This window comes from Pseudomonas sp. C 49-2 (genome assembly GCF_003970195.1).
In the GTDB taxonomy this organism is placed as follows: Bacteria; Pseudomonadota; Gammaproteobacteria; order Pseudomonadales; family Pseudomonadaceae; genus Aquipseudomonas; species Aquipseudomonas canadensis.
This window is the reverse complement of record NZ_RXYG01000004.1, coordinates 269,719-282,882: the sequence shown is the minus strand read 5'-3', so window position 1 is coordinate 282,882 and position 13,164 is coordinate 269,719. Positions and strand designations below refer to the sequence as shown.

Sequence of the window (13,164 nt, the reverse complement as noted above, 5' to 3'; positions counted from 1 at the left end):
GGGCTCGCCGCTGAAGAGAACTTTAGAAACTCCAATTAGCTGAATTTTCTCATCTGGATGAATCCCAGCGCGCCTTTGGCAAATGGCAGCAGCTCCGCAGCGTTGATTTCTACCCTGGTGTATCCCCCGGAGGTGTCATGATGAAATGCCGCAGCGAACTCGTTGAAGCTGACCAGCTCAGCATGAAGCGGATGCAATAGTGCCAGGGGATTTGGGGCGACCGCCCCTTTGACCTGGCCCAGCATGTCGCCCACCGTCTGCCCTTCAGTGAATTTTTTTGGAAAACATCGATGCAGGTGCCCCTCAACCAGTAAACGCAAGGCTTTGGCCACTTCGAGCAAGCTGACGGTAGTATCTCCATCGATGAATCGCTCAACGAGTTGGTAATGCTTGTAGTATTCCGAGGAGCAATAGTCATCTAGATCGAAATCATCCAGTCGACTGTAATCATCCGCATCCCGATGAAGGGAAAGCTCTCCTATCTTTCCAAGCTTTTTACGCGCTACACGCCGTTTGACCTCACGTAGAAAGTGGGCATCGTGGCCCAAAGCGATGACCTGTGAGCATTGGTAGACCATCTGTAGCACTGCCTCAACCGTGTTATGACGGCGATGCTTATCCAAGCTGGTGAAAACGTCGTCAAGTACTACCGTAGCATCGGATCGATTGGCGTCGGCGAACAGTCGGGCAAGGAAGAAAGCAAACGCCAACGTCCTTTTGTCCCCTTCGCTCAAAGCCGAATGGAATGACAAGTCCCCTCCTACGCCGGGGCCAACGATGACAGTGGCGCCTCTCACCTTCAGCGCATATTCAGAGCGCAAGCCCCCACCTCTATAGGTGGGGGCCAAGGCCTGGATCTCGAAAGGGGCCGCGAATTTACGGAGCCAATTGTTAATGGATATTTGAAAATCCTTCAGCGTTTGCCCCATCAACCTGTCTAGCTCAGTACGAGCAGTATCTCTTGCAGCCTCTGCGGATTTCAGCTTCGTCTTTGCAGTGGCCAGCTCTGCAACGAGAGCTACAACCGGAGCATCAAACCTTGTCTTGCCGAGCATGAGCGAGGATCGAGATGCCTCAAGTCCCGAAATATCGGGTTTAGCCAGCTTCGCCTTGTATTCAGCAATCACATCATTGAGCTTGACGATTTGCTGGTTGAAGTCAGTTGCAATCTGGGCAAGTTCATTCAACCGCTCTACCACTTTCAGGAACGGCGCGGAATCGAGTGCAGTTAGCGGATCGCCTTCCTTTTGACTGACTATTGCAAGCAAGTCTGCCTCAACCTGGCCGAGCACTTGCCAAGCAGCCACATTGTCGAGAACAGGAATATCGGCGACTCCCAGGCTTTCGGCCCACACGCTTCGAAGGCCCTGATTATATTCGTTGGCAGCACTCCACCCTCCAAGCTTCTTATCACCCAGCCTCTGCAGCACAGTCTGACGAAGCGCGGTAATGCGGCGCTGGTATTCGGAGTAGGAGCCGTCGAAGTACAATTTGTAAGCCTTGAGCAAACTCAGCTCATTCGTTTCCTGGCCGCAAAACGGACATTCATCTTCTGGAAGGTGCTGGAGCCCCTCGGCAACCCATCGCTCGGTTGCTGGCCCTTTGTGTTTGGCAAAATGGGCTTTTGCTGTTTGTTCTGCGTTGACTGAAATACTCTCGAAGGAGCCTTCCAGAAGGCTGGGCAGACCTTCGAAATTAAACGCTGGTATATCCACCATCTTGAAAGCTGGACGGCTCATTATCTGTTGGGATGCCCGAGCTTCGTTCAGTTGCCTGTCGGTCTCAACAATCTGGGCGTCGACATCTTTAATTGGCTTGAGCTTGGTAAATTGGCTGACCGACAAATTACCTCTATACCCCTGCAATGCCCCCTCGGCGGCGGCGACCTTCGCGGTACAGTCCCGCACTGTCGCGGACTCGGTGTCGAATTTCGTCCGTTGGGCTACAGCCGCGTCGCCAAGGGCCAGATTGAGTAGCGCCTCCCGTTGCTCGGGAAGAACACCAGCAGTTGCGTATACATTGCGATCTACGAAAGCCTGGTTGAACACGTGAAGGTTCGGTTGCGGCCCCTTCCAGGAGGCACCATCGAATTCAGTGCTGAAGGGAGGTGATCCGGCCCCGGGACGGAATCGGAAATGGACTTTCTGTGAGGTCAGTGCGCCAATTGTTTTGCGGTCGATCAGATCCTGAGCGTCGAAGGTAGAACACGCCAGCAGGATCGATGACAGTGTCGACTTTCCACGGGCGTTATCAGCGTAAATAAGGCTGACTTTTTCCAGATCTATAGGCTTTGTGATCCCCTTTTTGATGACACCGATGTTATCGATACAGACGATTTTCTCGAGCATGCGAATCCGATCCCCTACGACTGTCCCTATTTTCAGCGTTCCACGATGGCTAAAGCATCAGTGGCATAATGCCGGCCTGAGCAATGTATCCTAACCGCCGGACGCTTTGAGCTTATGTACACGACATTTGCTAATCCAAAGACCGATGAGCAGCAGTGCGAAGTAACACCGGGCCAACTCGGTATCGGTACCTTCGCGCATGCCCGTCGGTGGCGAGCCTGTATTAGCTGGAGATGTCTACTGCGCTGGGGCAGTCCATCTATGGCAGGGAGGTGTCTACGAACCCCGGTGCGACTCAAAAAGCCTGAAACGCGTGACGAAACTACATTTGATTTATGGGTCGATCTTGCGACGCAGCCACGACAATGGCCCAAAAATGCAGAAGACGATATAGAGCAGTGTTCGCATAAATGCTCGCACCGGCCACCATGCAGGCTTCCATTTAACATTGAGTTCAAAGACCCCTTCAGGCCTGAAATGAGCCAGCGGATGAGTTAGGAAGCTATGCCACAAACCATCATTTGAAATCAGTCCGCGTAAATTTTCAGGCACAAAGAAATCCGAGTGGCCGAAATTCTTGTTACGAACATTGAGAGCACTCCTCGAGGCATAGCCTACTGTTCCGCCGGGGCCCGCCCCCGGAATGGTGTATTGCGAAAACGGTACGGCCGTGTCCTTCGCTCCGACGTGATTTAAGACGGCTTCCACCCGACCTTCTGCGATAGGGCGCTCCCAATCAAAATCGGGACGTACGATGCTGCCGGCAGTAATGACGCGCCCGAACTTAAGATCGATGAATTTAGGATCCTCCAGGATGAGCGAGAAGAGACGGGTGCCGAAGCTATGCGCAATGATGTCGGGGCTTGAGGGGCGTTGGCTATCCATCGCCTGATTGATCGCAATCCTGATTCTCTCACCTAGCTGCCTTGCTAGCCTTCGATGGAGTGGCTTTATCAGGACGTCTACTGTCGCCCAGCCATATTTATAAATGAGCACTGGGGCTGAGTAGCGAAGTCGATTGGCGATCTGCCAACTGAACTCTTCCTGCCAGGGAGCGCGACTGTTCATGCCATGGATTACAATGACCCACCTTATATCGCGGCTGGTTTCACCCACGAGGCGATAGAAATACTCAACGATGACCTCCTCGCCTTCCTGCTGATAATCAGCGTGGCAATTCGGGCACATCGTGATCGTTTTAGCTGTGCCGGGCGCAAACACGTAAGGGCAAAGCGGGCATCGATAGGTCTCGATTCTTCGTGCTGCAGCTGATGCCACCAGTTCTTCGATAAAGGCATGTAGTGCTTGGTCGCTCGCCTGCACACCGACCGCCTGCGCGAAATGCGCGAGTGTGAATTCCAGGCCGTCACCTAGCTCTAGGCGCCGACTAATTTCCGCTCTCCAGCGACTCGCCTGCGATTCTGAAGTGTTCATGCTTCGTTGTTGTACCCCCAGAGAAGCTCAACAATTTTGAATACATCCTCCCGCTTGCATTGTGCCCAAATCCTGAGTCTCCCTTCACTACCGTAAACTTGGACTGCAATACGACGACTCGTCCCGTGTTCCTCAGCCACAAAATGAAGCATGCCCTGTGCTCTATCGAATTGGCTGGCATCCACTGCACGGAGTACGCCCCGAACTGCTTCCACGGATTCAATTCCTCCTTCAGCCAGAGTTGACGCCATCTCCACATAGCCGCTGTCGAGCTCGAACCGGGTCGAATGCACGCCCCTATCATCCCTGGCGGCCACCTTCACCGCTTGGCTGAGCGTTATCTTTGCGAAAGGAACATTGGGGCAACCGATGGCCACTAATGCAGCATGGATATCGGCGAGAACTGCATAGTGGTCAATCTCTGGGTTTCGGTGAATCAAGATCGCGCAATAACCATCACCGAAACGCCATTCGTATCGAACAACACTACGATCGAAGCGTTGACGATAGGCATCAAACCGAAACCGCTCGAGCTCCTCCTCCACGATAAAATCCTTCGGCTTCCAGCGATTCCATCCTTCTTTGCTCTGGTGCCACTCCATCGATAATCCGACATCTCCGAGACCGATATGCTTGAGCTCAAGCCCATCGGGAAAATCAAGGCTAGCGCTAGAGCCCAGAACGCCAGCATGCGGACTGGCGGCTATGCCATTGGCAAGCGCGGCAGCATCGATCTCTGGAGGTTGGAATAAGTAGAGGTGCTGATCGCCCCAGCCTTCTACCTCTGCAAGCCAGGCTTCCAGCGTCCCCTGGGTGATAACTTCTTCATCAATGGCAGAATCAAGGTTGCTCGCGAAATCTTCCTTCGTGACTCCGATCTTGGTGCCGCTGTTGCGTAGCAGCTCTTTGATGAAAGAATTTCCTTGGGCGACGACGACCCGATGCACCAATTCCTTGAGTTCCAGCTTGCTCAGCTCCACGGTCGTACTCCCTCTGATAGTGCCCACCTTCGTATCGGACTGACGTTAGCGAAAATCTCGCCCGCGCGATATAGCCATGAGCCATCATGCATTACTATGAAAGGATCCCCCGGTTTCATACGGTTTGCTCACCAGGGCACCGCGCAGCTTTTTGAAGTGCCAACTCAAAGAGCCAAAGGGCTAGGCAAGAGCCCATTTCGCGTAGGCGGGAGCACTGAAATTCGCAATACGTCTGTGCATCGCATAGGCGCAAATTAACTAGCTTTAGGTAGCACACCATGGATTTGCAACGCTTCCTGAATGAATTCCACCCTTTGCTGACGGAGTATGAGCGCAGTGCGTTTCGCGACTTCGTATTTCCCTACGAAGTAACCCCTCACAACTATTTGAGCGAAGCAGAGGCATCATTATCGAGGTTGACCTCCGGCGGTTACCGTGAGGCAGTTGCAAATGCAAAGAGAGCAATTGACTGCCAAATTGAAGCGGTCATCGAGACGCTTGGGCTTCGCGGTGGCAACACCTTCCCGTCTAGGTTAGCTGCAATCCGAACGATCGGTCTGGTGGCTCCGCGTATTTTAGAAAAAATCAACAAACTGCGAAATACGATTGAGCATGACTTTGTCAATCCGACACGAGAACAGGCTGAGTTAGCAGTCGATACAACTCTCCTCTTTGTCGAACTAACGCACCGAGTGTTTCGGCAGACGGTGCTCCAATGCGCGATATATGATCCAACGCCGCAAATAACACCATGGATCAACTGGGGGCCCAACTATTTGGTTTTCGAAATGATTGGTGATGCTGAGGGGATTGAGATTAAAGGTGAAATTGAAGGAGAAGCGTCACTGCGACAGTTAATAAAACGCACAGACATAGAATATATTCCGCTTCTCAAATTCTTTCTCGCTGGTGATTTCGCCTATTCAGACGTAACAGACGAAGACTTAATCAAGAATTTGCGAACGGAGATCGAGGTCTAGATTTTCGGCTACTAACACCCCCCGTAGAGGCAAAACTCAAATGCACGGCTACTTTTGGCCATTTTGTGGGAAGTATTGTTAAGCAATGGCTTGCGATGAATACCGCACAACAGACATTAACTCTCATCTACAGTGACATTCTTTCTCACCTCTCCCTCCATTGGTTCGACCGTAGCCGCGAACAGGATCCTGAGTACGCCAAGCTTTCAGGGTTGTTCCTTCTGGGAACATCGTAGGCATACCAGCAAGAAAAGCGCCGGATCATGGTGATTGGTCGTGAAACTCGAAGCTGAAGAGCGTGGATCGAAGTATTGCTCAAGGGAGATAGTCTTACCGGCTGCTCCGGTTAACCTCCGGCGACGGGTATGTAAGGAGCCAGGGTTGAGCCATTCAAACAACGATCCTTCAATTCAGGATGACAAGCCCTGGGCCGAACAGCCCAGGGTCGTCACACCTAGTTTATTTGGAGATGCGTCGCGAGCTGACCAAATTTTCCCTTAGGAAATAGGCCCGGGCAGAACCTTTTTTCACGGTGCAATCCAAAATGGTGAGGCAATCTTTGTGCTGCGCCCTACTTAACTCCCCGCGCTCATCCACGTTTAAAAACCGCGCAATAGCCATCTCCAGGTAATAATATGCACCAACTTCTTTGGAGGCCAGATCTGGATCCCGGCGTAGAGCTTCAGCCACTGTATGAATGCCCTGACGTAGGAAATGATCAGGATAGTAATACATATGTGTAGTGAGTGACTCAAAAACAATCGAATTCATGACAAACTGTTTCGTGAAATCGATCAGGTAACGAGCCCCATGCGTCATGCGTGCACGCTCTGCCTCATTAGGCTTGCCCCTGATAGGATAATCAAGAAATAGCATCCCCCTCAGGAACTTTAAGACGCTCTCCCGCTTGGAGTGCGGTAATAGGCCAAGGTCAGCAGTTGCAGCGTACTGCATCTCTGGTTCGAACAGCCTCCAGAGGCCCCAGATAGCATCCAGAGACATGGATTTCTCTAGTTCGATTTCAGCGCAAAGCTTAACCATATACATGAAATGTGGACCATTACGGCAGCCTTGCAGCACCCAATCACGAACAGGCTCGAAATTAGCAGGTACCGAAGCCACTACATGCTCCGCTAAGCACTTCTGCATTGCTTCCTGGGCCTCCAGGCCAGCCCAAGAATCCCTGTCATCTTCGCTACCGTCACAGATATAGTTTACAATCCCGCTCAAGATAGCTTTAACATGATCATTGTCACTTGCCAACGGTTGCATGAGCAATATCAAGTGCAGCGCCCCAGCATGCTGACTATTAAAAAAAAACGTTGCGTCAGCTGAAAATTCAGCAGACACCAGTTCTGCCCTGTAGCCCTCCATAAGTGCTACAGCTTCTTCCCCCTTCACCCCTCCTCTTCCAGACCTAATCAGTGCGTAACAAGCTTGCTCGATCTCCGAAAGCCGCATCAGCCAAGTGCTGCAGACCAATGCAAAGTCCCTGTCGATGTCCCACAGATAATGACGCACGCCCTTCGCGGCAGCTAGCCGGACGTAATCATTCGGATGGGTCAGACAAGTTGCAATTAAATGTTTAACTTCTTCAAAGTCCTCCTCCTGAACGACCTCAAACAGTTTTGGGATCATGACAGCACAAGCCGATTCACCACCCAGGTCGCCCGTGCCGGTAGATGCAAAGCCATTGAAATCATTAGCCCCAAACCTTACAACCTCCACTATTCGGTAGATGATCCACTGAAGATCCTCATCAGACAGCGTGTCCAAGTGATCGCGTAGCCCTATTGCCGCCGTCGTTACGACTGCACCCAGAGCCATCAATCCAAGCTTTGTCTGAACCACCCCCTTAGAAACGTCATCTAGCAGTCCGATGGCCTCTTGTAATGCTTGATGATAAGTTTCGTACGGTTCTGAACTAAGTGCATTCTTGTTGAAGACTGAATCAGACCATCTGTGCAAGCGGAAAATGCGGTAATCGAAACTTTGTTGAGCGTGGTGTGCAGCTCTTTTTTGCTCCAGCTCGGTTGGAAGCGGCTTCGCCACTCTAAGCTCGAATATATTCTTCTCCTGTGTTGGCACTACCGTCATATCTCTTGTATCTGTACGATGCAACATGTACTGGATACTCTCAGATTCTTCGGGTGAGAGGTTTTTGAATTTATCGAGAATAGCAAGTGCGTGAGGCTGAAGCTCGGGATCAAGCTGAATTTGTAATAGCAGATCCTCTAGTGAACGGGTTCTCCAAGGACGCGCATTAGACCTATTGCGCTCATCAATATAGGCTTCCGCGAGGAGTTCTCGACCGAAGGGAACTCGTGGATACCCCATTGGAGTACGTTCTTTGACAATCCTGTTGATTTCAAGGCCGTAGAAATGCTCACACCTAATAATTGGAAGTGCTTCGCTCCCCACCTTTTTTGGAAACGCGACTGCAATTGAAGCCAGCAAACCTGTAATCAATCCTGAACCGCTATTCTCAAGAAGGTAGGTGAAAACTCTTTTGAATTCGGCATCGTTGCCTTCTGATTGGGCTTGTCGGATAAACCAGTTTTCCAGTGCCATGAGTGCGCAGTGCAGCATCCCAGGTACTACAGATAGCCCGCGATATGCTTTCCAAAGCTGTGGGGACACCCACTGCACGATGTCCGACCCATTGTTCAGCCTTAGAGTGACTTGGGCAAGCTTCGATTCATCGTATAGATCTGACCACTCCGGCGCAGCCTTGGGATGAGGTGACTCTGCTTCAACCAAGGCATCCGTACACCAATTACAGAGTTCGAGAATGAAGCTGATAGCTTTATCAGAATGATAGGTCAATAGCGCATGGAAGGGCCCTTTTAGGCCACTTGAGCCGGGAGACAAGTCGACATTTTCAAGCCCGAACGAATCATTTCTCCTATATGCGTAATAATGGTCGTCTTCCACCTTAAACCACTCGTGACGCGCTAGGCGTATGACAGTATCTGGCATATGCTGACACAGTACACCAGCACTTTCTCGATTGAGCACTAGTTGGGTGAGCGATCTGACGTAGCGCGGCCTATTCGCGCTTTTGACTATGAATACATCACGCTCAAACAATGCAGCAAGCTCTTCTCTAACCACATGAGCTAGCCTCAGGACAATTAAGATCAGCTTAGATCTCATCTCATCGCGCGAATAAGAGTCTTTGTTCACATCAATAATATGCAAGGCTAATAATGCAGCCTCCCTGAGAGCTTCATCCGCCCAGCCGTCTAAATGATAACTATCCCCCCAAACACTCAACGCCTCAAAAACATTTCTGAGAATTTCGGCATGCAATGATTGTCGGTGGTTATAGGCAAACTCAAAGCACGCACTCCATCCTCGCCCAAACGGGGTCAGAATTAAAGTGTTCGGAAACTGTTCAAGCGCCTCGCTGGGGAGAAGCCCTTTTAGGCCTTCCCACGGGCGCTGACAAGTTGTTCTGAGTATAAACAGGAGCTTTTCAAATAACGCGAAGTCGTTTTTAACAATCAGCAACTGGATGGAGTTCAGTAATTCCCTAGGGGTGTCACTATGAAGCACTGCCGCAAGCGTCTCATCCTTCCAGTAATCAGAAATTGACTCACTGGAAAGTATCTGCTCCACCAACTCTACTACTGTCGCATCTTCTCGAAGGCGGCGCAGCAACCATAATCGAAAACCACGATTGATCGCAGGTTCGCTGCCGATAGCATTCAAAAATTCAAAAGCAGAATCCGCGTGATCCTCATACTCCTGATCTATAAACTTATCCAACGCCCAATCTTCGAAAACGTCGTGGCTCGGGCTAACGTATGAGTTTTGGACGCGGAGAATTAGATCGTCAGCCTCAAGCTGCTCGACAGCACCAGCATCGAAATCCCTTGCTGGAACACCAAACACCATACTCTTGGCACGCTTCTTCGAAATTTCTACAAAAGTTCTTTCCCTACGATCAGGCATTCCGTCTCCACGCCTGTCGCTCCTTGCAATCACCGATTCCCAAATTCTGCTACGAAACTCAGATTCTGTGTCTGTATCAGTGAACGTTTGGTTGTTTGCCAATGCGCGAACCGCCAAATCAACAAAGAATGGCACCCGCATGATCGCAGAGAGTGAAGGGTTTTTGATAAGCGGTCCCAGGGCAGGCAGTTCCACGCACAAGTGCGCTAACTGCTCAATCGTGAAGCCACCTATCGAAACTGTTTGGAACTTTATATCGGCCGGCTGCAGATGCGTGAAATTCAACTGCTGCATGCCATAGCTTCGCCCGGTCGCGATGAACGTCCACCCACCAGACTTCTGAATAAACCTCAGCAGCTGTTGAAACGCAGTGGGATCCTTCAACTCCAATATGCGCTCAATGGACTCAATCACTAATACTTTATTTTTGATGAGCGCAAGGTGACCAGCAATTTGCCCAATTGTACTCTCCAGACCTATCGAGCTAAACACCTGGCCGAGACTCGGCTTGTCTAGATCCTCAGCACGAAGGTAAAAAGGCACACAGTCCTTCAATCGCTGACTCAAGAAATGTTTCACCAGCGCTGATTTGCCAGCGCCACGATCGCCAGAAACCAGAATTATTCCATCTTCTAGAAACAGTTGCTCCAAGTTGGTCATTTCAACGTCACGGTTGACGTGCACATTCTGAATGCTGTCCCTGATACCTTCGTAAATATACTCCCCCTGTTCGCTCAGCTTGAGGATATCCTGAGCCAGCTTCGCGGACACTGCTGGCTTGAATATTTCACCGAGCTCACCCAAGTTTTCTCGGGTGATCGTGCCACCATTGTGGTTAAAGCTTTGCACATGCTCGACAATTCGAGCCATTACGGCATGCGATGACTGGTCGGTATAGCAAGAAATCAATGCATTGACGAAAGTGCTGACAACCGAGGCTTTGGCGTCTACATCATAAGACAGCACATAGAAAACCTTGAGAAAACTCCACAGTTCATGATCCGACAGGGCAACCCCGTCATTTGCGGAATTTAATTGATCCCTGAACATCTGCAAGCGATTTTTCTTGGCATCACTAGTAAAGCCTTTCGTTTGGCTTTTTCGAATAAACTCTGCAGCGTCGCTGGAATACCTGGCCCATTCCAGCACTGGCAAGGTGTTGTTGACATCATTTTTCGGCAGGACGCCTACGACAAGAGCGATAGCATCCGTTTTTGAATTGAAGTTCCCTCCGGAGAAATCTTTCCAGGCGCTGGTCATCACCTCAGAGAATGTAGAGTCTTCCGAACTTCCAATTTTAATCTCATGCTTAACCTGTCCGAACAGCCTGCAAGTAGAGCCTGCTCTGTCAACAGCCTCCATCACGAAATCGTCCGTATTGACACCCTCGTATTTTGCTTGAAGCTTGATAGATGTAGCCCTTGCGGCATGTGGCAAGCCTGGGATCGGAGCGTCAGCAAGCAGCGCTAAAGTGAAAATTGCTTGAACTTTGTTCTCAAAAACAACACCACCCCCACCAGTAGAAAAAGGATTACTTTGCTCTTTTGTACTGCTCACCATGGTTTCAATCCCTTACCAATCCATTGCATCTTTCGAGTTAATAATCACTTTCTGCCATGGCACGCGCGGTTTTCAACCCGTTTATTCGGGCCTCGATAGATGCGACGGCCTGATTGTGTGCTGCCATCACGTTAGGGAGAAGGTTGAAGTCCTTGTAAATGCGGTAGCCACGGATGTGGATTCTAGTGATCATGATCGTCATTCCTTTGGCGAAAAATTCGGTTTTGTCTGTAGTCGAATCTAGTTGCCCGCGATGCTATAGGCGAAGTGTTAGCCCTGTCGATCCCCTCTTGCGCCGTGTGCTACCACCCTGCCCTCCCGGGCGGCGTGCGTTACGGTTCCCGGGAGTGCCTACAGCATTGGTAGTCATCGAAACCCGTAGTGACGGGCTCCTTCTGACCAAAGCTCGTGCCGAACTGGATCGGATTTGTAGGTGAAACTCACGCCTTGAATTTTGTGAATTGCGATGCCACCCCGGTTTAGCCTCAGACTGGGCTCTGGCGCATGTACTTAACCCATATAGCGAGTCGTTGGTTCTTGCATCGATGGACTGCCTTCCCAAATTTGCGGATAAAAGATCCGCTGATCCTCATCCGGCTCCCATAGATTCACGTGCTCAAGGGCTTCATGATCGTCGGTCTTCTCGACGCCACTGGCCTTGTGAAAGAGGATGACGTTCAGGCCTGGAGAGGCATCTTTAGCCTTCTTGCCCACTTCACTGTTGGAAAGCTCCTAAACTTACTGATGGGCATCCTATAAATAAAATTCAGTGCACAAGAGTGAAATGCTCAAGCACCATGTCATAGCCCAGTCATCTAGTATCCCTAGCCCGAAAAGTCGTCAATTACATGAGCGTAGGATTTCATCCGCGATACCTGCCTCAGAATACTGACCAACTTTATTGCTGCTCCACTGCTTTGACTCGTTTCGAGTATGATTTCACCGCGTAGATCGATCGCCCATTAAGGCGTTGCACAAGTACTAAAGAAGCGGCGCCTTCGTATGCCACAACCCGCTGACGTCCATTTTCTCCAAGGAAAAAGCCATGCTGCAATTCGATCCAAATTGGCGGTTTGAATCCCCTGGCACCGTGGGTGCAAATGTCGTCAGCGACATCCTCCAACATGTGATAAATCGGGTGGCTGGCACGTGCAGCAGAAAGCATATACTGGAAACATTCAAACGCCGCTTTGCTCAATCTATCGGCACTACAACGGGCACCAGCTCATCTGAAAGCTGGGCAGAATCAGATCTTGAAACATTCATGGCTCAATCTGCAGGCCAGAACGCAGCGCTGTTCGCAGAGGCTCTTTATGACGGGCTTGCGGACATCGACTCGATGGATGTGAACGCTGCTATTCCTCCGTGGCTCTATGTCAATAAGTACCTTGCCCCTTGTGGGTTTGCCATTGCCCCTCCAAACCTGATAACGACGGCTGAATTCAAGCCAATTCCTGTCCCGCAAAATGTCCCGTCGCTTGACGCTAGGGCCAACGAGAAAATCCAGCGCTCACTCAGCGACTCAGAACATATGTTGGCGTCGGGGAAAAATCGGGCAGCAGTGCAGGAAATACTCTGGCTGCTCGAAACGATTTCAACCGCTTTTCGCGGAACCGAGTTTCCGGATGGCAACGTCACGGGGAAGTACTTCTCAAAAATTATTGGCGACTTACGTCGGCTCAACAAGGGCAAAACTTTAGATCGAGTGAGCGTCTGGCTGGACAGCATTTATGGTTACTTGTCCGCGCCAGATGGTGGAGGGATCCGCCATGGGGCCTCACTTAGCGAGCATGAGGAGCTAACCGTGGGTGAGGCTCGTCTTTTCTGCGACCTGTCACGAAGCTTCATCACATTCTTGTTGCACGAGCATACTCGTCTGGCGGGAAAAAAATTCTAATCTGAAAA

The 13,164-nt window shown here is 50.7% G+C and carries 7 protein-coding genes; 2 read left to right on the top strand and 5 right to left on the bottom strand.

Features of this window, described 5'->3' with window-relative positions:
- Positions 1-35: 35 nt before the first annotated feature.
- The 3 genes from EJ576_RS10185 to EJ576_RS10175 form a co-directional block, all read right to left on the bottom strand.
- On the bottom strand, positions 36-2,348 hold the full coding sequence (locus EJ576_RS10185) for an AAA family ATPase (protein ID WP_126570275.1): 2,313 nt from the start codon (positions 2,346-2,348) through the stop codon (positions 36-38).
- 333 nt (positions 2,349-2,681) lie between these two features.
- Positions 2,682-3,782, bottom strand: coding sequence for a hypothetical protein (locus EJ576_RS10180; RefSeq protein ID WP_126570274.1), 1,101 nt, complete (start codon positions 3,780-3,782; stop codon positions 2,682-2,684).
- Positions 3,779-4,762 carry a hypothetical protein gene (locus EJ576_RS10175; RefSeq protein ID WP_126570273.1) on the bottom strand — a complete coding sequence of 328 codons (984 nt, stop codon included), beginning with the start codon at positions 4,760-4,762 and terminating at the stop codon, positions 3,779-3,781. Before EJ576_RS10175 ends, EJ576_RS10180 begins: the two co-directional genes overlap by 4 nt.
- A gap of 278 nt (positions 4,763-5,040) precedes the next feature.
- On the opposite strand from EJ576_RS10175, the gene EJ576_RS10170 reads away from it, so the two are divergent.
- Complete coding sequence (locus EJ576_RS10170; protein ID WP_126570272.1) at positions 5,041-5,742, top strand: hypothetical protein; 702 nt, start codon at positions 5,041-5,043, stop codon at positions 5,740-5,742.
- A gap of 459 nt (positions 5,743-6,201) precedes the next feature.
- Here the strand turns inward: EJ576_RS10170 and EJ576_RS10165 are convergent, their stop codons facing one another.
- Complete coding sequence (locus tag EJ576_RS10165; RefSeq protein WP_126570271.1) at positions 6,202-11,259, bottom strand: ATP-binding protein; 5,058 nt, start codon at positions 11,257-11,259, stop codon at positions 6,202-6,204.
- A 37-nt stretch (positions 11,260-11,296) separates the two neighbouring features.
- Positions 11,297-11,452: a hypothetical protein gene (locus EJ576_RS29665; RefSeq protein ID WP_158628947.1), complete on the bottom strand. Its 156-nt coding sequence runs from the start codon at positions 11,450-11,452 to the stop codon at positions 11,297-11,299.
- Between the two features lie 852 nt (positions 11,453-12,304).
- Here EJ576_RS29665 and EJ576_RS10160 point away from each other — a divergent pair.
- Positions 12,305-13,156, top strand: a complete 852-nt coding sequence (locus tag EJ576_RS10160) for a hypothetical protein (protein ID WP_126570270.1) — start codon at positions 12,305-12,307, stop codon at positions 13,154-13,156.
- Positions 13,157-13,164: the final 8 nt, after the last annotated feature.